Source organism: Pseudonocardia sp. NPDC046786 (assembly GCF_040645415.1).
Taxonomy (GTDB): domain Bacteria; phylum Actinomycetota; class Actinomycetes; order Mycobacteriales; family Pseudonocardiaceae; genus Pseudonocardia; species Pseudonocardia kongjuensis.
Genome location: NZ_JBEYYF010000005.1, coordinates 24,935 through 47,137, shown reverse-complemented (window position 1 = coordinate 47,137; position 22,203 = coordinate 24,935). Strand labels below are relative to the sequence as shown.

Sequence of the window (22,203 nt, the reverse complement as noted above, 5' to 3'; positions counted from 1 at the left end):
GACCGGCGGCCCCCACGGCAGCCGGGTGCGCCGGTCGGGCCGGGCTCCTGCGGAGGAGGGATCGCCGCGGGAGGGGCCGGCGAGGCGGCCGGACGAGGGGCCCGCGGTGCTCGACGGTAGATTCGTCCCGTACCGCGTCTGGAGAGGTCCGGTACCGGCGGAGCGGCCCCGCAGGGAGCCCGGAATTCCCCGCTGGTAGCCTTGACCGCTGAGCGCTCGGCGTGCTCGCCCGGGACGGTACGACCGTCCGGTGCCGCCGGAGCGGACCGGACTCGAGCAGACCAGCCGAAACTCAGCAGGCAGGAAGACCAGGTAGACGTGGCCAACATCAAGTCGCAGATCAAGCGGGTCAAGACCAACGAGAAGCGCCGCCAGCGCAACAAGTCGGTGAAGTCGTCGGTCAAGACCGCCATCCGCCACTTCCGCGAGGCCGCGGAGCAGGGTGCGGACAACGCCGCCGAGCTGCAGCGCAAGGCGGCGCGAGCACTGGACAAGGCGGCCGGCAAGGGCGTCATCCACAAGAACCAGGCGGCGAACCGCAAGTCGTCGCTGGCCAAGCAGCTCAACAAGATCGGCTCCTGAGCAAGCCGCTCGCGCAGCACGACGGCGCCGTCCCGCACCGGGGCGGCGCCGTCGTCGTGTGTGGGGCCTTTACGGGTCAGCGCGCCGTGCGGGCCTCGACGACGGCCAGCACCGCCCGTTCCAGCGCGTAACCGGGATCGGCGGCGACACCCTTCACGTCGGCGTTGGCCCGGGCGGTCGCGGCGATCGCCACGGCCAGCTGCTCGGGACGCCACTGCCGGACGGTGCCCTGCGCCTTGCGGATCTTCCACGGCGGCATGCCCAGCTCGCCGGCCAGCCGGTTCGGGTCGCCGCGGCCCGCGGAGCCGACCTTCGCCAGTGTGCGCACCGAGTCGGCCAGCGCGTCCGCGATCAGGACGTGCGGGACCCCGAGCACGAGGGCCCAGCGCAGCGCCTCCAGCGCACCTCGGCGGTCCCCCGCCACCGCCGCGTCGGCGACCGCGAAGCCGGACGACTCGGCGCGACCGCGGTGGTAGCGGCGCACCCCGGCCTCGTCGATCTTCCCGCCGGTGTCGGCGACGAGCTGCCCGGCTGCCGCGGCGAGCTCGCGCAGGTCCGATCCGACCGCCTCGACGAGCACGGCCAACGCACCGGGGGTGATGCTCCCGCCGTTGCGCCGCACCTCGACGTGCACGAAGTCGGACCGCTCGTCGGCGCGGGTGATCCGGTTGCAGGTGGTCACCTGCGCGCCGGCCTTCTTCAGCAGGTCGACCACCGCCTTGCCCTTGGCGCCGCCGGCGTGCTGGGCGACCAGGACGATCCCCGGTGCCGGATCCTTCGTGTACTCGGCGAGCGCAGCGAGCATGTCCTTGGTCGTGTCCTGGGCGTGCGTGAGCACGATCACCCTGCTCTCCGCGAAGAGCGACGGGCTGAGGTGGCCGGCCAGCTCGCCGGGCGCGACCTCGGACGTGCGGAACCGGCGCAGCTCGACCTCGGGATCGTCCTGCCGGATCCGGCGGACCAGCTCCGACACCGCCCGTTCGGCCAGGAACTCCTCGTCGCCCACCACGAGCTGCAGCGGGGCGGGCGGTCCGGCGTCACGCATCCTGCTCACGCCGTTCATCGTGGCCCACTCCCCCGACAGCCGGTGAGCCGCGTCCCCATCGAGGCGGTTCGGCTGGCCAGGGGCGCACCACGTCGCGTAGCGTTCTCGTCGCCCGGCGGATCTTCGGCCGGCCACAACCGCATATGGCTCATCCAGAGGGGCAGAGGGAACGGCCCGTTGAAGCCCCGGCAACCGGCGTCGCACGACGATCCGCCCGCTTGCGCGTGACCGCGCAGCAGGACGTCGACGAACACGGTGCCAATTCCGACCCGCCGGCCCGGCGGGACAGATGAGGAGATCTCGTGACTCTCACTGCTGCGCCCGAAACGACCTCCGCCTACGACCTCGGCCCGGCCCGCGCGCTCTCCTGCCGGGAGTGCGGCCACGAGGTGCCGCTGGCCGCCGAGTTCGCCTGCCCCCGGTGTTTCGGGCCGCTCGAGGTGGCCTACGACTTCCCGAAGGTGACCCGGGCGGCGATCGAGGCCGGACCGAAGTCGATCTGGCGCTACAAGGACCTGCTGCCGGTGCCGAGCACCGTGCAGGAGCACCGCAACACCGAGCCCGGCCTCACCCGGCTGATCGAGGCGGACAACCTGGCCCGTGCGCTCGGTGTCCGGAAGCTGTGGGTGAAGGACGACACCGGCAACCCCACCCACTCGTTCAAGGACCGGGTCGTCGCGGTGGCCCTCGCCGCGGCCCGCGAACTCGGCTTCTCGGTGCTGTGCTGCCCGTCCACCGGGAACCTGGCGAACGCCGTCGCGGCCGCCGCGGCCCGTGCGGGCTGGGACTCGGTCGTGCTCATCCCGTCCTCCCTGGAGCAGCCGAAGATCATCACCACCGCGGTGTACGGCGGCACGCTGCTCGCCGTGGACGGCAACTACGACGACGTGAACCGGCTGGCCACCGAGCTCGCAGCGGAGCACGAGGACTGGGCGTTCGTGAACGTCAACGTCCGCCCGTACTACGCCGAGGGCTCCAAGACCCTGGGCTACGAGGTCGCCGAGCAGCTGGGCTGGCGGCTCCCGCAGCAGGTGGTCGTCCCGGTCGCCTCCGGATCGCAGCTCACCAAGATCGACAAGGGGTTCACCGAGCTGGGCCGCCTCGGCCTGGTCGAGCCGACCCCGTACACCGTGTTCGGGGCGCAGGCCACCGGCTGCTCGCCGGTCGCCACCGCGTTCGAGGCCGGCCACGACGTGATCCAGCCGCAGAAGCCGGACACCATCGCCCGGTCGCTCGCGATCGGGAACCCGGCCGACGGTCCGTACGTCCTGGACTCCGTCCGGCGCACCGGTGGCTCGCTCGCGCACGTCTCCGACACCGAGGTCGTCGCGGGCATCCGGCTGCTCGCCGAGACCGAGGGCGTGTTCGCCGAGACCGCGGGCGGGGTCACCGTCGCCACCACCAGGAAGCTGCTCGAGGCCGGCAAGCTGGACCCGGACGCCGAGACCGTCCTGATGATCACCGGTGACGGGCTGAAGACCCTCGACGCGGTGTCCGGTGAGGTCGGCCCGACGGCCACCGTGCCGTCCACCAGCGCGGCCGTGCGCGAGGCGCTGGCGCATCGCGGCTGAGCCGGACCGGGCGGGCCCGCCGGTCCCGGCCGGGCGGCGGCCCCGCCCACCCGGCGCCGGACGGGGCCCGCCCCGCACGACGACGGTCAGCTCCGCCGGGTCGGCCCCGGTCACCGCGAGATCACCCGAGCGGTCGGTCCTGGCGACCACGATCCCGGCGCGCAGCATCCGATCGACCAGCTCCGGGTTCGGGTGCCCGTAGCTGTTGCCGATGCCCGAGCTGACCAGCGCCGCGCGGGGCCGGACCGCGTCGAGGAGTCCCGGGACGACCTTCCCGGAACCGTGGTGCGGCATCTTCAGCACGTCGGCCCGCAGGTCGCTGCCCGAGGCGATCAGGTCGTCCTGCGCGGCGAGCTCGATGTCGCCGGTCAGCAGCACCGATCCGGCCGGCGTGACGGCGTGCAGCACCAGCGAGCCGTCGTTCACCGCGGTGCCGTCGTCGCCGTCCACCGAGCCGGGTGGCCGTACCGGGCCGATCACCCGCACCCGGAGTTCGGGCCAGCGCAGCTCACCACCGCGGGCGAGGGCGACGACCGGCACGCCGGCCCGGCCGGCGACCCGGACGAGTTCACGCATCGCCGACGCCGGCTCCCGCACCGGTCCAACGGCGACCCCGCCGGCCCCCCGGCCGCGCAGCGCCCCGGCCAGACCGCCGTGATGGTCGGCGTGCAGGTGGGTGATCACCACCAGGTCGATCACCCGGACACCGAGCCGGTCCAGGCAGACGTCGACGGCGTCGTCGGTCGGCCCGGTGTCGACGAGCACCGCGTGCCCGGCGACACCGGTGGCCAGCACCAGGGCGTCGCCCTGCCCGACGTCGCAGGCGATCACCCGCCATCCCGCCGGCGGCCAGCCGGGCGGCACGAACCGGGTCGGGACGAGCACGATCAGCGCGCCCACCAGCGCCGCGACCAGCGCGGCCCGCAACCGTGGGACCCGGCCCAGCGCCAGCAGCGCCAGCAGCATCCCGGCGAGCAGCAGCGCGCCGGCCGTGCCCGCCGGCCACGGCACCTCCGCCCCCGGTACCGCCGCGGCCCGGTCCCCGACCAGCACCAGCCACTGCACGAACGGGCCGGCGAGCCGGGCGCACAGCCAGGTCGCGTCCGCGCTGACCGCCGAGAGCACGGCGCCGAGCACGCCGAGCACGGTCGCCGGTGCCACGGCGGGGGCGGCGAGCAGGTTCGCGACCACGGTGACCAGACCGATCCGGCCGTTCAGCCCGGCCAGCAGCGGGGCGGTGGCGAACGCCGCGACGACCGGGACGACCAGTGCCTCCGCCGGGCCGGGTGGTACGCCGCGGCGCCGCAACGTGGCCGACCAGCGGGGTGCGAGCAGGACCAGCGCACCGGTCGCCGCGACCGACAGTGCGAACCCGGCGGCGACGGCGAGCGCCGGATCGGCGAGCAGCAGCCCGAGCGCCGCGGCGGACAGCGCGGGCAGCGCCGACCGGGCCCGCCCGACGGCCAGCGCGAGCAGCACGATCGCGCCCATCACACCGGCCCGCAGCACCGACGGGGACGGCCGGGCGAGCACCACGAACCCGACGAGGGCCAGCATCGCCGCGGCCGCCGCGATCCGCGGATCCACGCGGAACGCGCGGAGCAGGAGCAGCACCGCCCCCGTCACCACGGTCACGTTCGCCCCCGACACCGCGACGAGATGCGCGAGACCGGCGGTGCGGAAGTCCTGCTCGGTCTCGGCGAGCTGGGAGCGGGTGTCGCCGATGGCGAGCCCGGGGAGCAGGCCGGCCGGCGCCTCGGGGAGCGCGGCGAGCGAACCGTCACGCAACCCGTCACGCAGCCCACCGGCCACGGTCTGCCACCAGGGCGGCGGCCCGACATCCTGCGGCGCGCCCCGCACCCGCAACACCGCGACGGTGAGATCGGGCCGCTGGGCCGGTGCCAGCAGCCCGGACGCGGTGACGGCCTGCCCGGGCAGCAGCCCGGCCCAGCTGTCGGCCGGCGCCAGCAGCAGCACCTTCCCGCCGGTCGTCCACGAGCCGTCCCCCGCCGTCGCGGCGACCAGCTCGGCCGGGGCGAGCGCGATCGTCCGCGCCGAACCCGACTCGTCGCCGCCACCGGGACCACGCAGGATCCGCGGGTCGTCGCCCAGCACCACCCGGACCTCCGCGGCCGCGCCGCGCTCGGCGGGCCCCCGGAGCGGGTGTGCGGCCAGCGCCGAGGCGTGCCCGGTCACCAGCACCGCTGCCACCACCGCGCAGCCGCCCGCGGCCAGCACGATCGAGCCCGGTGCGGACGCGCGGGCGCTGATCCGCGCCCGGAGCAGCACGGTGAGGACGACCGTCGCCGCGGTCAGTGCGGCGGCGATCCCACCGGCCGTCCCGCCGAGCAGCCCGCACAGGACAGCGCCCCAGGTCGCCAGCGCCGCGGGGACGAGCCGGAGATCGGGCGGGGCGGGGCGGTCCTCCCCGTCCGTGCTGCCTGTGCCGACCGTGCCGAGTGCACGGTCACCGCCCGGGCCCGGCCGAGGGGTGGTCCGCCACCCGGCGCCGGAACTCTGCCGGCTGTGCATCAGACCCGGACCAGGTCCTTGAGCTGCGCGAACCGGCGTTCGCCGATCCCGTCGATCTCGCGTAGCTGCTCCACCCGGCTGAACCGGCCGTTCGCGGTCCGCCAGTCGACGATCTTCGTGGCCGTCACCGGCCCGACGCCGGGCAGCGCGTCGAGATCGGCCGCCGTCGCCCGGTTGAGATCGACCTTCCCGGTGCCGGGTGCGCCGGCGGCACCGGGTTCGGCGCCGGAAGCCGGTTCGCCGCCGGGGACCGCCGGCGCGTCCGGTGCGGCGCCGGGGACACCGATCGCGATCTGCTCGCCGTCGCCGACCCGGCGGGCCAGGTTGACCCCGGTCAGGTCGACGCCCGGCAGCGCGCCGCCCACCGCGTCGACCGCGTCGGCGACCCGCGAGCCGTCCGGGATCCGGACCAGCCCCGGCCGCGCCACCCGGCCGACGACGCTGATCACCAGCGGCCCGGCGGTGACCGGCGCCGCGGCGTCCGGGAGGTCGGCGCCCTCCGGGCCCGCCGCGGCGACCGGGGCGGCCGTCACCTCCGGCAGCCCGGCGACAGGCTGTGCGGTGGGCCTGTTCGACCACACCCCGGCACCGGCCAGCAGGGCACCGCCGAGTACGACACCGACCAGCACGATCGCGGCCGGCCGGCCCGGGTCGACCCGGGCCCCGGACAGCGACGGCGGCAGCCATCGCAGCGCGGTCCGGCGCAGCAGGGACGGACGGGCGCCGTGCGGTGCGGCACCGGCGGGCCGCGCGGAACTGCGGCCCGGCGGGCGCGATCCCGCAGCGACCGGGCCGGGAACCACGATGTCGAGCGGAACCGTCGGCGGGTCCGATCCCCGGCCGGTCGGGGCCTCCGGGACCCGGCCGCCGGCACCCGGCGCCGCGGCCGGACCGGGACGGTCCGGTGCCCCGGCGGGCGGGCGCCGCGGCGGGTGCGCGGTCAGCCCGGCGAGCCGCCGGGACGGGACTCGACTGACATCCGACCTGGTCACGCCCCCGACGCTAGGAGCGCGGACGGGTCGTGCAGCGGCGAGTTCCGAACCTGTGGATGTACCGGCCGGTTGTGGACGAACCGGGTTCCGCGGGGCCCGCAACGCCGGTCATCACCGGTGCCCGCTGGTACACATCGACCGGTGCCGGCGACCGCCGGACGAACGGTCACGGAGGTGCTGGCGGTGCGGCGGAGCTCATCCGGCGGGAACGACCACGACCCCCACCAGGCCGGGGCCGACGTGCGCCCCGATCACCGCGCCGACCTCCGACACCTGCACCTCCGCGGCGTGCGGCAGCTGCTCGCGGAGCCGGTCGGCGATGTCCTCGGCCCGGTCCGAGGCCCCGAGGTGGTGTACCGCCAGCCTGGCCCCCGGCCCGGCCGCCGCCCCGACGGCCAGTGCGACGAGCCGTTCGGTCAGTCGCGCCGTCGTGCGCACCTTCTCCAGCGGTGCGATCCGTCCCTCGGACAGGTGCAGCAGCGGTTTCACCGCGATCGCCGCCCCGAGCAGCGCGGAGGCCGCACCGATCCGCCCACCTCGGCGCAGCCGTTCGAGGTCCTGCACCCCGAACAGCACCCGGCACCGGGCCGCGACCGCGGTGGCCGCGGCCTCGGCCGCGGCACCGTCGCCGCCACCGGCGGTGACGTCCGCCGCGGTCAGCACGGCGAAGCCCAGCCCCATCGCGACGGCTCGCGAGTCCACCACCCGGATCCGGTCCGGGGCGGTCTCCTGGGCGGCGAGCCGGGCCGCGTCCCAGGTGCCGGACAGCTCACGCGACAGGTGCACCGACACGATCTGCTCGGCGCCACCGCGCAGGATGTCCTCGTACAGGGTGGCGAACGCCGCCGGGGCCGGCCGCGAGGTCTGGACGTCGAGGTTCCGGTCGGCGAGCGCGGCGACCAGCTCGGCCGGGGTGATGTCGACGCCGTCGCGGGCGGTCCGGTCGCCGTAGCGCACCTCCAGCGGCACGACGCGCAGTCCGCGCCGCTCCGCCAGGCCGGGCGGGAGGTAGGCGGTGGAGTCGGTGACCACGGCGACCGGCGAGCTGGACACGCGGGGACCCTACCGGGGTGCGGGGGCCGGGCCGGGCGGACTGCCCGCCCGGCCGTGCGGTCGCGGGGAGCCACGGCGCCCGGCGCGGTACCCTGCCCGGTGGTTCACCGGAAGATCGGCGCCAGGGCCCGCTGGGCCTCGAGGTACCGGTCGTGGGCGTCGTCGAGCCGCCGGCGCTGCCGCGGATCGGGCGTGAACTCGCGGTCCACCCGCACCATCCGGGCCGCGAGCCCGGCGACCGAGCCACCGGTTCCGACGGCGAGCCCGGCGAGCATCGCGGCGCCGAGCACTCCGGCGTCGCGCTCGGCGGTGCGCCGCAGCGGCCGGTCGAGCACGTCGGCCTTCACCTGGCACCACAGGTCGCTGTTCGCCCCGCCGCCGCAGACGGCGAGCGCGGGGACCGGCGCGCCGGCGGCGCTCTCCAGCGCGGCGAGCACGTGCCGGGCGGCGTGCGCGACCCCCTCCAGCACGGCCAGCGCCAGCTCGGCACGGCCGGTGCCGAATCCGGCGCCGAGCCAGTGGGCGCGCAGGTGCGGGTCCCACAGCGGGGCCCGCTCGCCGGCCAGCTGCGGGAGGAACAGCACCGTCCCGGGCGCGGCGGTCCCGGCGAGCCCGAGCAGTTCCTCGACGGTCCCGCCCAGCACCGAGCACGCCCAGCTCAGGGCGTCGCCACCGGCCTGGGTCGGCCCGGCGTGCACGTGCAGGCCGCGCCAGGTCGGGAAGGTGACGATCCCAGGGGCGCCGCCACCGGGCGTCGCGGCGACGGCGACGACCTCCGAGGTGCCGGCGACGTCGATCGCGTCGCCCGGGGCGGCGATCCCGCCCCCGAGCAGCGCCGACCAGGCGTCCATCGTCCCGACGGCGACGGGCAGGCCCGGCGGGAGGCCACCCGCCCCGGTGGTCTCCCCCGCCACCGAGGCCGGGTCGGCCAGTGCGGGCAGCAGCGCGCGCAGGCCCGGGACGAGCAGGTCCAGCCATGCCGGATGGTCGCCGTCCGGGCCGACCAGGCCGATCGAGGACAGCGGATCGGCGACGGCCCGGCCGGTCAGCTGCGCCAGGATCCAGTCCTTCGGGGCCAGCAGCCGGGTGGTGCGCCGCCACACGTCGGGGCGGTGGGTCCGCAGCCAGGCCGCGCGGGCGGCGGGGTGCGAGGCGTCGACCGTCCCGAGCCCGCCGCGCACCCGCGCCCGGTCGGCCGCGGCCAGCCGCTCGGTCAGACCGGCGGCGGTCTCCGCGCAGCGGCCGTCCTGCCAGGTGATCGCCGGGTGCAGTGGCGTGCCGGCGTCGTCGGCGACGAGCTGGGTGTTGACCTGCGCGCACAGTCCGACGGCGGTGAGATCACGCAGCGCCCCGGCCGCGTCCAGCTCGGCGACGGCACCGGTCAGCCCGCGCCACCAGTCCGCCGGATCCTGCTCGGCCCAGCCCGGCCGGGGCCGGTGGGTGGGGTGGCGGCGGGTCGCCGCGGCGATCCGCTCGCCGTCGTCGGTGAACACGGCCACCTTCACCGAGGTGGTGCCGAGGTCGATTCCGAGCAGCCTGCTCACGACGGGGTGTCCGCTGCGGCCGGGTGCCCGGCGAGGAGCTCCGCGAGCGCGTCACCGACGGCCCGGTGCGCCTCCCAGCCCCAGTGCATGCCGTCCGGGTTGCCGCGCCCGCCGAGGACGTGCGCGGCGACCAGCGGTGCCACGTCGAGCAGCGACACCGCGGGAACGCCCGCCGCCCAGGCCCGGATCGCCGCCTCGGTGGCCGACCGGTGCGGGTGGGCCGATCCGTAGTCGGCGGCCCGGTGCACCGACGGCAGCATCGCCACCACCGGCAGCCCCGGTCGCAGCGCGTGCACCCCCGCCCGGCAACGCTCCAGGTGCTGCACGGTGAGCCGGGGCGGGAGCGTCGCCGGGCCGCCGCCGGGCAGCCGGGCCAGCGCGGGTGCGAGCACCGGCTGCGCGCGCCGGTAGCCGGCGCGGACGATCCGGCGCAGCGACGGCGGCCGCAGCACCGGGATCAGCTCCCGCAGCGCGGTCGGCAGCGGGGAGGGCAACGAGTCCATCCCGGACACGCCGAGGACGACGGCGCCGACCCGGGGCAGCGCCGCCCACACCCGGGGATCGCCGGTGATCGCGGCCCAGGCGTGCCGGGCCGTCCACCCGGCCCTGGCGACCAGCTCCACCTCGCCGCCGAGCCGGTGCGCGGCGACGTTCGGCCACAGCCGGGCCTCGTCCGCCGGGTAGGGCCGGTCCGGACCGTGGAAGGCCAGCGAGTCGGCGACGACCAGGAGGTCAGGCACCGATGTTGTACCCCGACAACCGCCAGCGCGGATGGTCGTCGCGCCGGGCCACCACGGCCCACTTCGCGTTGCCCATGCCACCGATCACCGGCCACGCCGACTCCGGCAGGTCGAGCAGCCCGCACACCATCCCGGCGATCATCCCGCCGTGCGCGACGAGCAGCACCGAGCGTTCCACCGGGTCGTCGGCGTACTCCAGGTCCAGCTCGGCGACGACCGGCAGCGACCGGGCGACGACGTCCACCCGGGACTCACCGCCGGGCGGCGCCCACCGCGGGTCGGACCGCCAGGAGGCGATCGCGCCCGGATCGGCGGTCTCGATCTCGGCGACGGTGCGGCCCTGCCAGTCGCCCAGGTGCGTCTCGCGCAGCCGCTTGTCCACCGACACCGGCAGCCCGGACAGGGCCGCGACGGCCATCGCCGTGTCGTACGCGCGGCTCAGGTCGGAGGTGATGATCCGGTCGAACGCCACGCCGGCGAGCAGGGGTGCCGCCGCGGCGGCCTGCGCGCGGCCCTCGTCGGTCAGCTGGGTGTCCAGGTGCCCCTGCATGCGGCCGCCGGCGTTGTACCCGGTCTGGCCGTGCCGTAGCAGTGTGACCCGCCGCAGCGTCATCCCGCGTCGTCCTCGTCATCGCCCGGCGGCTGGGCCCGGGGCACCTCGATCGCCGGGCAGTCCTTCCACAGCCGGTCCAGCCCGTAGAAGCCGCGCTGCTCGGTGTGCATCACGTGCACGACGATGTCGGTGAAGTCCAGCAGCACCCAGCCGTTGTCGGCGTCGCCCTCGCGGCGGGTGGGCTTGCTCCCCCGCTCACGCAGCTTCTCCTCGACCGCGTCCACGATCGCCTGGACCTGGCGCTCGTTCTGCGCCGACGCCAGCAGGAAGCAGTCGGTGATCACCAGCTGCTCGGACACGTCGAGGGCGATGATGTCGGCGGCCTTCTTGTCCGCCGCGGCGGCCGCAGCCACCGTCGTCAGCTCGATCGCCTCCGGTGATGCCGTCACTGCGCTTCACGTCCCCCGCTCGGTTACCTCGGACGGACTCGCCCGACGACACCACAGTGTGTCAGCCGCGCCGCCGGGGGTTGGGCGGCGGGCACCGCGCGGGATAGGTTCACGCCCACGGTGGACCGTCGAAGGAGACTCCCCATGGCGTTGGCCCCCGACCTCGAGGGCGTGCAGTGCGAGCCGGTCAACTTCGCGTGGGCCCGGGACGACGTGCTCCTCTACGCGGTCGCCGTCGGCGCGGGCGCCGAGGATCCGGCCGCCGAGCTGGCGCTGACCACCGAGAACACCGCCGGTGTGCGGACCGTGGTGCTGCCCTCGTTCGCCGAGCTGGTGACCCGCACCGCCCGGGTCGATCTCGGCGACATCGACCGGTCCCGGCTGGTGCACGCCGAGCAGTCGTTCCGCCTCGCCGCCCCGCTCCCGGTGGAGGGCCGCGCCCGGGTCACCTCGACGGTCACCGAGGTGCTGGACAAGGGCTCCGGCGCGCTGGTGCGGACCGAGGCGGAGGCGGTCGACGCCGAGACCGGCGCGCCGCTGCTGTCTACCGTGCGCTCGGTGTTCATCGGCGGCGAGGGCGGGTTCGGCGGCGCCCGGGGCTCGCGGCCGCCCAACCCGGTCCCGGACCGGGCACCCGATCACGTCGTGACCTACCGGACCTCCCCCGGCCAGGCCCTGCTCTACCGGCTCACCGGGGACCGCAATCCGCTGCACACCGACCCGGAGTTCGCCGCCAAGGGCGGCTTCGAGCAGCCGATCCTGCACGGCATGTGCACCTACGGCTTCACCGCGCGGGCGCTGGTCGCGACCGTCTGCGACTCCGACGCCGGGATGCTGCGCGGGATGGACGCCCGGTTCACCCGGCCGGTCGTCCCCGGCCAGACCCTGACCGTCGCGGTGTGGCGGGACGGGGACGCGGTCGCCTTCCGGACCGCGGTCGGCGACGAGATCGTGCTCGACCACGGGTCGGCGACGCTGGCGGGCTGACCGGGCTGACCGGGCTGACCGGGCAGTCGGGCCGGTCGGGCGACCGGGCCGGTCGGCCTTGCGGCACTGCGGCCTTGCGGCTCAGGAGACCGCGACGGCGACCCGGGCCTGCACCGGGTCCCCCGGATAGTCCGCCCCGCCCCGGTAGGCGAGCTCGGACAGCGCGTCCAGCGCGGCGATCTGCGGGTAGCTGCGGTGCGGGTCGTTGCGGTGCGGCCAGCGGTGGTCGAGCTCCCGGAACGCGACGGCCCGGTGCCGGGTGGTCGCGAGATAGCGCGGGTTGTCGCGGACGAACCGGGCGTAGGCGTGCCGCAGCTCGGGCCGGCGCGGGAGCTCCACCCGGACGAACCGGTCGACGTCGGCGCCGATCTCGTGCACGTACTCCCCGCACAGCTGCACGACGAACGGCGCGGCCCACGGCTCGTCCACCCCGAACAGCTCCCGCACCGCGCGCTGGCGCAGGCCCGCGTTCTCGCTGCGCGACATCCACGCGGCCACCACCGCCTGCCGCCGCGGGGTCAGCCGCGCGACGTACGTCGCGGCGGGCCACGGGAACGCCACCCGGTACGGGATCTGGACGGGATCGCCGTCGACGTGCACGTCGTGGTCGGCGACGCCGCCGCCCGCGTCCTGCACGAGCTGCGCCGACACCGCCCCCCAGGAGGCCAGCGCGTGCATGGCGACATGCGCGTCCCGGCGCACCGGTGGCGGCACCGCGCGCAGCAGGAGCCCGGCGACGGCCGGGGTCGGGACGTCGATCACGACCCCACGGTAACCCGATCAGCGCAGCTCAGCGTCACCGACTGTCAGATTTTGCACTCTGTCATCACTCACTCGGCGGGGAGTGACGACCGAGGATCGACCCGCCGCCGGAGCCCGCCGACCCGGACGTCTCGATCGCATCTCGACCTCGGGCCCATCTTGCCCACCACGAAACCAGGTCGTAGGTTAGCCAACGCTAATCAGGTGCCCCGCGATCCGCAGCGGGCGGTCACCGGGGGGAGGTGGGCGGGCGATGAGCGCTGCCACGGGTGTGACCGTGCCCGGGACGCCGCCGGGCCGCACACACACCGGGATCGGCGTGCGCGCCGCCGGGCTGCTGGTCTCCGGCGCCGTCCTGCTGGGGGTGTGCCTGCTCAGCGTGATGGTCGGCGCCAAGGAGATCCCGGCGTCGACCGTTCTGGACGCGTTCACGGCGTTCGATCCCACGAACAACGACCACCTGTTCGTCCGGCTGGAACGGGTGCCCCGGACCGTGCTGGGACTACTCGTCGGGCTGGCCCTCGGCCTGGCCGGCACCGTGATGCAGGCCGTCGCCCGCAACCCGCTGGCCGATCCCGGCGTGCTCGGGATCAACGCCGGGGCGTCGCTGCTGGTCGTCGTCGGCATCACCACGTTCGGCCTGACCGCGCTGTCCGGCTACGTCTGGTTCGGGTTCGTCGGTGCCGCACTGGCCGCGGTCGTCGTCTACGGCGTCTCCGCGCTCGGCCGGGAGGGCGCCACCCCGATCAAGCTGGCCCTCGCCGGCGCCGCCGCGAACGCCGCGTTCGTCTCCTTCACCACCGCCGTGCTGCTCACCAACTCCGACGCGTTCGAGCAGTTCCGGCTCTGGCAGGTCGGCTCACTGGCCGGCCGGGACTGGGAGGTCGTCACCTCGGTGACGCCGTTCATCGCGCTCGGCGCCGTCGTCGCGCTGCTCTCCGGCGGGCTGCTCAACACCCTCGCCCTCGGCGACGACATGGCCAGGGCGCTCGGCGCGAACATCACCCGGGCACGGGTGGTCTCCGGGCTGTCGGTGGTGCTGCTGTGCGGCGCCGCCACCGCCGCGGCCGGGCCGATCGGGTTCGTCGGGCTGGCGATACCGCAGGTCGCGCGGTTGATCGCCGGCCCGGACAACCGGTGGCTGCTGCCCTACGCCGCGGTGCTCGCCCCGGTGCTGGTGCTCGGCGCCGACGTGCTCGGGCGGATCATCGCCCGCCCGGGCGAGGTGCAGGTCGGGATCCTCACCGCCGTCATCGGGGCGCCGGTGTTCATCGCACTGGTGCGTGGACGGCGGGTGAGCAGCCTGTGAGCATCGAGGCCCCCCGGGCGACCGGCCCCGGCGACGGCGCGTCCGTTCCTACCGACACGGCGTTCGGCGCCGTCGAGCGGGCCGCGGTGCTGCGCAGCCGGGCGGCGGCCCGGGTCCGGCGGATCGGCGTCGGCCTGTCACTCGGCGCGGGCGTGCTGCTGGTCGCCGCGGTGTCGCTGTGTGTCGGCGAGTCGCTGATCCCGCTGCCCGACGTGCTGTCCACCCTCGCCGGGCAGGGCAGCCGCAACACCAACTACGTGGTCCTGGAGCTGCGGCTGCCGCGGATCGTCACCGCGATCCTGGTCGGGATCGCGTTCGGCATGTCCGGCACCGTGATCCAGTCCCTGCTCGGCAACCCGCTGGCCAGCCCGGACGTGATCGGGATCAGCACCGGGGCCAGCACCGCCGCAGTGTTCGGGATCGTGCTGTTCGGCCTGGACGGACTGGGCGTGTCGGCGATGGCGCTCGGCGGGGCGCTGCTCACCGCGGCCGCCATGTACGCGCTGGCCTGGCGCAACGGCGTCACCGGCTACCGGCTGATCCTGGTCGGCATCGGGCTGGCCGCGCTGCTGCTGAGCGTGATCAGCTACTTCATGACCCGGGCGCAGGTCACCAGCGCGTCCGACGCGCTGGTCTGGATCAGCGGCAGCCTCAGCGGACGCAACTGGTCGCAGGCCGTCCCGCTGGCGATCACGCTGGCGGTGCTGGTCCCGGTCACCGTGCTGCTGGCCCGGGTGCTCGGCCTGCTCGGCATGGGCGACGACGCCGCGAAGGGGCTCGGGGTGCCGGTCCAGCAGGCCCGGCTGGGGCTGCTGGTCTCCGCCGTCGCACTGGCCGGGGTGGCGACGGCGGCGAGCGGGCCGATCGCCTTCGTGGCGCTGCTGGCCGGGCCGATCGGCCGCAGGCTGGCCCGCGACGGGAGCCCGGCGCTGCTCGCGTCGGCCCTCGTCGGTGCCCTGATCGTGCTGGTCGCGGACTTCCTCGCGCAGCACACACCGGGCCTGCCGCTGCTGCCCGTCGGGGTGCTCACCGGCGCGATCGGCGCGCCCTACCTGTTGTTCCAGCTGGCGACGATGAACCGCGCCGGCCGAGGAGGATGACGATGACCCAGGACACGGCCGGCAGCCCGCGGCACACCCTGCGCGCCGAGCACCTCCGCCTCGCCTACGACAAGCGCGAGGTCGTCGCGGACCTCAGCATCGACGTGCCCACCGGGGCCGTCACGATGATCATCGGCCCGAACGGCTGCGGGAAGTCGACCCTGCTGCGCGCGCTGGCCCGGCTGCTCACCCCGGTCGAGGGCACCGTCTACCTCGACGGCCGGGACATCGGCGAGGTCCCCAACCGCGAGGTCGCCACCGTGCTCGGCATCCTGCCGCAGTCCCCGGTCGCACCGGACGGCATCACCGTCACCGACCTGGTCAGCCGCGGCCGCTACCCGCACCAGGGCTGGTTCCGGAAGTGGAACGCCGAGGACGACGAGGCGGTCGCGCACGCGCTCGCCGTCACCGCCACCGGTGAACTCGCCGACCGGCCGGTGGACCAGCTCTCCGGTGGCCAGCGGCAGCGGGTGTGGATCGCGATGGCCCTGGCCCAGCGCACCGACCTGCTGCTGCTCGACGAGCCGACCACCTATCTCGATCTCGCCAACCAGGTCGAGCTGCTGGACCTGCTGACCGACCTGAACCGCCGGTCCGGCACGACGATCGCGGTCGTCCTGCACGACCTCAACCTCGCCTGCCGCTACGCCGACCACCTGGTCGCGATGCGGGCCGGTTCCATCATGGCCGAGGGCCATCCGTCCGAGATCGTCACCTCCGAAATGATCAAGGAGGTGTTCCGGATGGACGCCGACATCCTGCGCGACCCCGTCTCCGGGACGCCCATGATCGTGCCGATCGGGCGGCACCACGTCTCGGCCACCGCGCCGAGCAGCACGGACGAAGTGGAGAACACAGCATGAGGTTCCAGCGACGACGCCTGGTGGCGGGCGTGGCGACCCTGCTCGCCGGCGCACTCGTCCTCGCCGGCTGCGGCCAGGTCGAGGAGACCCCGGCGACCGACGGCGCCACCATCGAGACCATGTTCGGGCCGGTCACGGTGCCCGCGGACCCGCAGCGCGTGATCGCGCTGGGCTGGTCGGACGCGGAGGCGGCGCTGGCGCTCGGCGTGCAGCCGGTGGCCGTGAGCGACTGGATGGCCTTCGGCGGCAACGGCGTCGGCCCGTGGGCGGACGACCTGGTCACCGAGCCGCCGACGCTGCTCGGCACGCTCGAGCTCAGCTACGAGCAGATCTCGTCGCTCGAGCCGGATCTCATCCTCAACACCCGCTCGGACAACAGCCGGGAGAAGCACGACGAGCTGTCCAAGATCGCGCCGACGGTCTCGGCGCCGGCCGGCGTCGTCGCCTACGGCACGCCCTGGCAGCAGCAGCACGAGATGGTCGCCGCGGCGCTCGGCAAGCAGGACGAGGGCGCCCAGCAGATCAGCGAGATCGAGCAGGCGTTCGCCGACGCCCGGGCCGCGAACCCCCAGTTCGAGGGGAAGACGGTCGCGGTAGGCGCGTACTTCAGCGACCAGTACGGCGGCTACGTCCGCGGCGACGGCCGGGTCGACTTCATGGAGAACCTCGGCTTCGTGAACAAGCCGGAGATCCAGGACCAGGCCGGGGACAGCTTCTACATCGAGCTGGCCCGCGAGCAGATCGAGCAGCTCAGCGCCGACCTGACGGTGATGTTCCCGATCGGTGCCGACGCCACCCCGCTGCGCGAGGACCCGGTGCTGAACCAGATCCCGGCCGCCCGGGCCGGCCACCTGCTGATCCTGGACGACGCCACCCTGGTCGAGGCGTTCTCGGCGGGATCGACGCTGGCGACCCGGTACGCGATCGACAACGCCGTGCCGCTGTTCGCCGAGACCCTGTCCTGACACCCCTCCCCCGTCACCGGCGGACCGCCGGTGACGGGGGAGGGCCGGCGCTACGCTCCCGCCGGTGACGACGGCGAACGCGCAACAGTGGTCGGTGTGGGCCGGTAGCGGCGGGGACTTCTGGGCCGCACTCGCGGCCCGGTTCGACGCCGGGGTCGCCGGCTACCTCCCGGAGTTCCGGGCGAACGCGGCCGCAACGGCGTGATGTACTTCGACGACCCGGCCGCCGCGTTCGCGAACCTGCACCGCGCGCTGCGTCCCGGTGGCCGGATCGCGCTGCAGGTCTGGCAATCGCTCGCCGAGCAGGAGTGGCTGACCGTCGTGCACCGTGCGCTGGAGCTCCCCGATCCACCCGCGGACGGCCCGGGCCCGGTGTCGTTCGGCGATCCGGACCGGTGCCGGGCGTTGCTGTCCGGTGCCGGGTTCACCGACGTCCGGATCACCGGGGCGCGCAGCCCGATGTGGTTCGGCACCGACGTCGACGACGCGACGGCCTTCCATCTCGACCGGGTCGCCGCGGCGCTCGCCCGGCGGCCGGAGCCCGCGCGGCGGGCCGCGCAGGACGCGCTGCGCCGGGTGCTCGCCGGGCACGCCGGGCCGGACGGCGTCGCGCTGGGCTCGGCCGCCTGGTTCGTCCGGGCCGTCCGCGGCTGAGTGCCGGCGGCGGGCGTACCGGTCAGCGCGGCCGCAGCACGTACCCGGTGTAGCCGTAGTCCGCACCGAACTCCTCGCGCACCCGGATCTCCCGCCCGACCTCGTCGAGCACCTCCGGATCCACCCCGTCGGCGCGCAACAGCTCCAGCCGCGCGGCGAGCGGGCGGTAGTAGGCGTCCCAGTCGCAGTCCGGGAGCAGGTAGGTGGCCGCCACCGTGTACCCGGCCTGCTGGGCGGCGGCGACGTTGCCGGCGGTCGTCCGCATCGCCGGGTACCCGGCGTCCCAGAACTGCCTGGCCCCGGGCGACGGGTCGGTCGTGGTCCACTCGGCCTCGGTGAGCACCAGGGTGCCGCCGGGGGCGAGCAGCCGCCGCCAGGAGGCCAGTGCCGCGTCGAAACCCATGATGTAGGCCGAGCCCTCGGCCCAGACCAGGTCGGCCTCGCCGTCGGGCAACGGCAGGTCGTCCATGGTCGCGACCAGCGGGCGGACCCGCTCGCCCAGTCCGGAGATCGCTGCGCGCGCCTGCAGCCGTGCCAGGTAGGGCTGGTGCGCGTCAACAGCGATCACCTCGCCGCCGGTCGCGGCGGCCAGCGGCAGCGTCGCCGGGCCGGTGCCGCTGCCGATGTCGACGATCCGCGGTGCCTCCGGCAGCGGTCCGACGAGCTGCAGCAGCAGCGCCGTGGTCTCCTCCGAACCGGGTGCCTCACGGGGCAGGTCCTCGTGCGCGGCCAGGAAGGCCTGCTCCAGCGGTGTGCTCACGGCCGCGGATCATGCCCGGCCGGGCCGGTCCCCGCAGCAGACATACCCAGGCATGATGAAATCCGTGCACCTCGACACCTGGCTGACGGCGTCCCGCCGCTCGCGATCTACCTGCTGTGCGCGGTGGTGGTCGGCGTGGAGAGCGTCGGTGTGCCGTTGCCCGGCGAGATCGTGCTGGTGGGGGCCGCGCTGCTGGCCGCCCGGCCCGGGCCGGGGATCGATCCGGTCGCGCCGGCCGGGGCGGCGACGGCCGGCGCGGTCGTCGGTGACTCGATCGGGTACTCCGTGGGCCGCCGGTACGGCACCGGCCTGCTGGACCGGCTCGGCCGCCGGTTCCGCGCCATCTGGGGCCGGACCACGTCGCGGTGGCGCGCCGGGTGTTCGATCGGCACGGCGGGTGGGCGGTGCTGTTCGGGCGGTTCGTCGCGCTGCTGCGGATCCTGGCCGGCCCGCTGGCCGGGACGATGCGGATGCGCTACCCGGCGTTCCGCACTGCGAACGCCACCGGTGCGGCGCTCTGGGCCGGCGGCACGGTGGCGGCGGTGCAGCTGCTCGGGCTGGTCGCCGAGGCCTGGCTGAAGCGGTTCTCCTGGGTGGCGCTGGTGGTCGCCGTCGTGCTGGGGCTGCTGGTGTCGCGGCAGGTCCGGGCCCGGCTGGAGCGGGCAGCGTCCGACGAGTGACGCCCCGGCCGGCCGGCCGATCCGCTCGGCCGGCCGCGGGGCCCGGCCTCAGGGCCGGATGACGACCTTCAGCGCCTGGTTGGCGGCGGCGTTCTTGAACACGTCGTACGCCTCGTCGATCTGGTCGAAGGTGAACTCGTGGGTCCCCATCTTCTCGGCCGGGATCCGGCCGCCGGCGACCATCTTCAGCAGCGTCGGGATCGAGACGGTGTCGACCAGGCCCATCGTCAGGGTGACGTTGGAGATCCACATGTCCTGCATCGGCAGCTCCACCGGGGTGCCGTGCACGCCGACATTGGCAATGGTGCCGCCGGGCCGCACCAGCGACGCGGCGGTCAGCAGGGTCTCCGGGTAGCCGACCGCCTCGATGGCGACGTCGACGCCGAGCCCGTCGGTCAGCGCCGTCACGTCCCCGACGGTGCCGGGCCCGACCTCGACGGCGTCGGTCGCGCCGAACTCCAGCGCCTTCTCCAGCCGGAACTTGTTGGAGTCGATGGCGATCACCTTCGACGCGCCCCACAGGCCGGTGGTGAGCACCGCGGACAGGCCGACCGCGCCGGCCCCGACGACGGCGACGGTGTCACCGGGCCGGACGTTGCCGGCCAGCACGCCCACCTCGTACCCGGTGGGCAGCGAGTCGGCCAGGAAGATCGCCTGCTCGTCGCTGACGCCCTGGGGTACCGCGTAGAGCGAAGTGTCGGCGTAGGGCACCCGGACGTACTCGGCCTGGGTCCCGTCGATCAGGTGCCCGAAGATCCAGCCGATGCCGCCGACGGTCTGGCAGTGCGACGGCATCCCGCGCTGGCAGTACGCGCAGCGGCCGCACTTGGTGATCGCCGGGACGAGCACCCGGTCGCCGACCGAGAACCCGCTGACCGCCCCGCCGACCTCGGTGATCGTGCCGACCGCCTCGTGACCGAGGATCCGGCCGTCGGTGACCGCCGGGACGTCGCCCTGCAGGATGTGCAGGTCGGTGCCGCAGATGGTGGTGGTGTCGACCTTGACGACGACGTCGGTCGGGTCCTGGACGGCCGCGTCCGGGACGTCCTCCCAGGCCTTGCTCTCCGGGCCGTGGTACACGAGTGCCTTCATCTGCTGCCTCCGCGTGGTCGCAGGTGGGTCTGGTCCAGCGTCCTCGACGCTAGTGACCCGGAACACATTCGACTGTCGCGATATGGGACTGTTCCACAGCCGGTGGGTGCCGTGGCAGGGCCGGTCGTCCCGGGAACGGGACACTCTCAGCCGATGTAGCTGATCCCGAATGCGTCGATCTTGCGGTACAGCGAGGACCGGGCGATGCCGAGCATCTCGGCTGCCTTGTAGCGGTTGCCGCGCGACTCGTAGAGCGCCTGGATGATCGCGTCGCACTGGGCGGCCTCGAGCATCGACATCCGCGGCGCGCGGCCGGTGAAGCAGGACGCGGGCAGGTCCGGCGCCTGGATCACGCCGACCGGTTTGCGGGCCACCACGTAGCGCAGCACGTCGGTCAGCTCGCGCAGGTTCCCCGGCCAGGCGTACCCCTCCAGTACCCGGACGACCTGCAGCGACAGCCGCAGCGACCGGCCGCCGGAGAGCGAGTGCAGGATGGACAGCGCGATGTCGCCGAGCTCGTCGGCGCGGTAGCGCAGCGCCGGGACCCGGACGGTCTCGTGGAAGTGCCGCAGCAGCAGCCCGTAGGGCCGGGTCGCGTCGACCGACGCGGAGTCGACGCAGCCCGCGACGAGCAGCGGCCCGGGCATCGCGACCAGGGTACGCAGCGACTCGTCGAGCCGGCGCGCGGCGACCGGGCCGAGCAGGTTCAGCTGGGACAGCACCAGCAGGTGCGGCCGGTCCCCCGGTTCGCGGGCGACCGGGGCGAGCGGGTCCGGGCCGCCGTTCCCGATCGTCGCGCAGTCGACGACCCGGGTGCGGCCCTGCGGGTGCGCCCGACGGAACTGCTCGACGGCCAGCGTCCGCTTCCCGGCGCCGGCCTCCCCGACGAGCAGCTGGTGCCGCCCCTGCCCGACCGCGGCGGCGACCTCGTGCCGGGCCCGCAGGTACGGGCTGAGCAGCTCGCGGTTGGCCCGCCGCCGGGCCTCGGAGTGCGCGCGGCCCTCGCCGTCGCGCAGGTCGGCGGCGTAGTCGCGGCGGCCGGTCGGGGCGACGTGCGAGCCCTGCCGCCGCACCGCCTCCGGGACGACCGCGGCCCGGGACTCGTCGACCGGCCCGCCGGCGACGACGCAGCCGCCGCCCGGGACCGGCGTCACGCCGAGCTGCGCGCACCGCCCGGACGGCAGGTCGGCGTGCCGGGTCCCGTCCTCGCACAGCACGGCGCCGCCGAGCGCGAGATCGGCGAGCGCCTGCTGGTCGGCGGCGGGCAGCCGACGCACCCCGGGCGAGGTGAGCAGGAACGCCCCGTCGGTGGCCAGCACCCAGGCGTGGCCGGTCGCCTCGGCTGCCGCGTACCCGTCGTGCACCGCCCTGGCGAGCCGGGTCCGGCGGTCCCGGACGAGCGCGCCGACGTCCGCGGCGAGCCCGCGGGCGACGGCGAGCCCCAGCTCACCGGGCGGGTCGGACACGTGCCCGAGGACGACGACGGCGTCGCACGGCCCGCCGTCGTCCCGCCCGACGACGGCGGCGGCCTCGGCCAGCCAGGTCAGGTCCGGATGCAGGTGCTCGGGACCGTCGACGCGGGCCGCGCCGCCGGTGTGCGGGGCGAGCGCGGCGGCGGTGGTGCCGACGACGTCCTCGGCGAGCCGGAACCCGGGCGTGAACCCGACGGCGTCGAGCAGCGCCGCGAGCCCGCCACCGCCGTCCCGGCGGACCCGCAGCACGCCGTCCTCCCCGACCAGCGCCAGCGAGCACGGCAGGTCGGGGGTGAGCGTCAGGAACCGGGCGAACACCTCGTCGGCCTCGACGACCGCCGAACCGGCGGCCTCGTGCCCGGCGAAGACCGGCTCCCCCACCTTCGAGCGTTCCCAGGAGCGGAGCACCTCGGGGCGCACCGCGGGCGACCGGCCGGCGGCGCCGTCGGCCAGGAAGCTGCGGCGCGCCGACTCGATCGCGACCGGGTCCGTCACCGT

At 75.3% G+C, this 22,203-nt stretch carries 22 protein-coding genes, 1 pseudogene and 1 riboswitch; of the genes and pseudogenes, 10 read left to right on the top strand and 13 right to left on the bottom strand.

Annotation, left to right across the window (positions count from 1 at the left end; translation table 11 throughout):
- The first annotated feature begins 318 nt into the window (after nucleotides 1-318).
- Complete coding sequence (gene rpsT / locus ABZ881_RS07575; RefSeq protein ID WP_344020241.1) at nucleotides 319-582, top strand: 30S ribosomal protein S20; 264 nt, start codon at nucleotides 319-321, stop codon at nucleotides 580-582.
- A gap of 76 nt (nucleotides 583-658) precedes the next feature.
- Here the strand turns inward: rpsT and holA are convergent, their stop codons facing one another.
- Entirely contained in the window at nucleotides 659-1,627 is a 969-nt protein-coding gene (holA, locus tag ABZ881_RS07570) for a DNA polymerase III subunit delta (RefSeq protein WP_358483093.1), read from the bottom strand.
- Between the two features lie 145 nt (nucleotides 1,628-1,772).
- Nucleotides 1,773-1,923, top strand: a riboswitch (SAM riboswitch).
- A 6-nt stretch (nucleotides 1,924-1,929) separates the two neighbouring features.
- On the opposite strand from holA, the gene thrC reads away from it, so the two are divergent.
- Nucleotides 1,930-3,198, top strand: coding sequence for a threonine synthase (thrC, locus tag ABZ881_RS07565; protein WP_358482654.1), 1,269 nt, complete (start codon nucleotides 1,930-1,932; stop codon nucleotides 3,196-3,198).
- 291 nt (nucleotides 3,199-3,489) lie between these two features.
- On the opposite strand, the pseudogene ABZ881_RS07560 reads toward thrC, so the two are convergent.
- From ABZ881_RS07560 to rsfS, 7 genes and pseudogenes are all read right to left on the bottom strand, one after another.
- Nucleotides 3,490-5,730: pseudogene (locus ABZ881_RS07560) on the bottom strand (ComEC/Rec2 family competence protein); the annotation flags it as partial.
- On the bottom strand, nucleotides 5,730-6,722 hold the full coding sequence (locus ABZ881_RS07555) for a ComEA family DNA-binding protein (RefSeq protein ID WP_358482652.1): 993 nt from the start codon (nucleotides 6,720-6,722) through the stop codon (nucleotides 5,730-5,732). The gene ABZ881_RS07555 and the pseudogene ABZ881_RS07560, both read right to left, overlap by 1 nt.
- A gap of 195 nt (nucleotides 6,723-6,917) precedes the next feature.
- The gene (locus ABZ881_RS07550; RefSeq protein ID WP_358482651.1) at nucleotides 6,918-7,775 is read right to left on the bottom strand and encodes a DegV family protein; all 858 of its coding nucleotides are present in this window, start codon (nucleotides 7,773-7,775) and stop codon (nucleotides 6,918-6,920) included.
- A 104-nt stretch (nucleotides 7,776-7,879) separates the two neighbouring features.
- Nucleotides 7,880-9,319 (bottom strand): FGGY family carbohydrate kinase, encoded by a 1,440-nt coding sequence (locus ABZ881_RS07545; protein WP_358482649.1) that lies wholly within the window; start codon nucleotides 9,317-9,319, stop codon nucleotides 7,880-7,882.
- The gene (octT, locus tag ABZ881_RS07540) at nucleotides 9,316-10,059 is read right to left on the bottom strand and encodes a diglucosylglycerate octanoyltransferase (RefSeq protein ID WP_358482648.1); all 744 of its coding nucleotides are present in this window, start codon (nucleotides 10,057-10,059) and stop codon (nucleotides 9,316-9,318) included. Before octT ends, ABZ881_RS07545 begins: the two co-directional genes overlap by 4 nt.
- Nucleotides 10,052-10,672: a histidine phosphatase family protein gene (locus ABZ881_RS07535; RefSeq protein WP_358482646.1), complete on the bottom strand. Its 621-nt coding sequence runs from the start codon at nucleotides 10,670-10,672 to the stop codon at nucleotides 10,052-10,054. The genes octT and ABZ881_RS07535 overlap by 8 nt, the downstream gene beginning before the upstream one ends.
- The gene (rsfS, locus tag ABZ881_RS07530; RefSeq protein WP_358482644.1) at nucleotides 10,669-11,061 is read right to left on the bottom strand and encodes a ribosome silencing factor; all 393 of its coding nucleotides are present in this window, start codon (nucleotides 11,059-11,061) and stop codon (nucleotides 10,669-10,671) included. Before rsfS ends, ABZ881_RS07535 begins: the two co-directional genes overlap by 4 nt.
- 144 nt (nucleotides 11,062-11,205) lie before the next feature.
- Here rsfS and ABZ881_RS07525 point away from each other — a divergent pair, with 144 nt between their 5' ends.
- Nucleotides 11,206-12,048: a MaoC/PaaZ C-terminal domain-containing protein gene (locus tag ABZ881_RS07525; RefSeq protein WP_358482643.1), complete on the top strand. Its 843-nt coding sequence runs from the start codon at nucleotides 11,206-11,208 to the stop codon at nucleotides 12,046-12,048.
- Between the two features lie 81 nt (nucleotides 12,049-12,129).
- Here ABZ881_RS07525 and ABZ881_RS07520 read toward each other — a convergent pair whose 3' ends face one another.
- Nucleotides 12,130-12,810, bottom strand: coding sequence for a hypothetical protein (locus tag ABZ881_RS07520; protein WP_358482641.1), 681 nt, complete (start codon nucleotides 12,808-12,810; stop codon nucleotides 12,130-12,132).
- 253 nt (nucleotides 12,811-13,063) lie between these two features.
- Between ABZ881_RS07520 and ABZ881_RS07515 the strand changes: the two genes are divergently transcribed.
- The 6 genes from ABZ881_RS07515 to ABZ881_RS07490 all read left to right on the top strand — a co-directional run bounded on the left by ABZ881_RS07515 (nucleotide 13,064) and on the right by ABZ881_RS07490 (nucleotide 17,701).
- On the top strand, nucleotides 13,064-14,119 hold the full coding sequence (locus tag ABZ881_RS07515; protein WP_358482640.1) for an iron chelate uptake ABC transporter family permease subunit: 1,056 nt from the start codon (nucleotides 13,064-13,066) through the stop codon (nucleotides 14,117-14,119).
- Nucleotides 14,116-15,219: an iron chelate uptake ABC transporter family permease subunit gene (locus tag ABZ881_RS07510; protein ID WP_358482637.1), complete on the top strand. Its 1,104-nt coding sequence runs from the start codon at nucleotides 14,116-14,118 to the stop codon at nucleotides 15,217-15,219. The genes ABZ881_RS07515 and ABZ881_RS07510 overlap by 4 nt, the downstream gene beginning before the upstream one ends.
- Before the next feature lie 2 nt (nucleotides 15,220-15,221).
- Nucleotides 15,222-16,082: an ABC transporter ATP-binding protein gene (locus ABZ881_RS07505; RefSeq protein ID WP_358482635.1), complete on the top strand. Its 861-nt coding sequence runs from the start codon at nucleotides 15,222-15,224 to the stop codon at nucleotides 16,080-16,082.
- Nucleotides 16,079-17,047, top strand: a complete 969-nt coding sequence (locus tag ABZ881_RS07500) for an iron-siderophore ABC transporter substrate-binding protein (RefSeq protein ID WP_358482634.1) — start codon at nucleotides 16,079-16,081, stop codon at nucleotides 17,045-17,047. The genes ABZ881_RS07505 and ABZ881_RS07500 overlap by 4 nt, the downstream gene beginning before the upstream one ends.
- A gap of 64 nt (nucleotides 17,048-17,111) precedes the next feature.
- Complete coding sequence (locus ABZ881_RS07495) at nucleotides 17,112-17,252, top strand: hypothetical protein (protein WP_358482632.1); 141 nt, start codon at nucleotides 17,112-17,114, stop codon at nucleotides 17,250-17,252.
- A complete protein-coding gene (locus ABZ881_RS07490) occupies nucleotides 17,252-17,701 on the top strand; it encodes a hypothetical protein (RefSeq protein ID WP_358482630.1) in 450 nt (149 codons plus the stop codon). Before ABZ881_RS07495 ends, ABZ881_RS07490 begins: the two co-directional genes overlap by 1 nt.
- Nucleotides 17,702-17,723: 22 nt before the next feature.
- On the opposite strand, the gene ABZ881_RS07485 is transcribed toward ABZ881_RS07490, so the two are convergent.
- Together ABZ881_RS07485 and ABZ881_RS07480 are read right to left on the bottom strand one after the other, a co-directional pair.
- Nucleotides 17,724-18,461 (bottom strand): class I SAM-dependent methyltransferase, encoded by a 738-nt coding sequence (locus ABZ881_RS07485; RefSeq protein WP_358482628.1) that lies wholly within the window; start codon nucleotides 18,459-18,461, stop codon nucleotides 17,724-17,726.
- 107 nt (nucleotides 18,462-18,568) lie between these two features.
- Nucleotides 18,569-18,805 (bottom strand): hypothetical protein, encoded by a 237-nt coding sequence (locus tag ABZ881_RS07480; RefSeq protein ID WP_358482626.1) that lies wholly within the window; start codon nucleotides 18,803-18,805, stop codon nucleotides 18,569-18,571.
- A 33-nt stretch (nucleotides 18,806-18,838) separates the two neighbouring features.
- Between ABZ881_RS07480 and ABZ881_RS07475 the strand changes: the two genes are divergently transcribed.
- Nucleotides 18,839-19,141, top strand: coding sequence for a hypothetical protein (locus ABZ881_RS07475; protein WP_358482624.1), 303 nt, complete (start codon nucleotides 18,839-18,841; stop codon nucleotides 19,139-19,141).
- Nucleotides 19,142-19,189: 48 nt separating this feature from the next.
- Here ABZ881_RS07475 and ABZ881_RS07470 read toward each other — a convergent pair whose 3' ends face one another.
- Together ABZ881_RS07470 and ABZ881_RS07465 are read right to left on the bottom strand one after the other, a co-directional pair.
- Nucleotides 19,190-20,233, bottom strand: a complete 1,044-nt coding sequence (locus ABZ881_RS07470) for an alcohol dehydrogenase catalytic domain-containing protein (RefSeq protein ID WP_358482623.1) — start codon at nucleotides 20,231-20,233, stop codon at nucleotides 19,190-19,192.
- Nucleotides 20,234-20,379: 146 nt separating this feature from the next.
- Nucleotides 20,380-22,200, bottom strand: coding sequence for a helix-turn-helix domain-containing protein (locus ABZ881_RS07465; protein WP_358482621.1), 1,821 nt, complete (start codon nucleotides 22,198-22,200; stop codon nucleotides 20,380-20,382).
- Nucleotides 22,201-22,203: the final 3 nt, after the last annotated feature.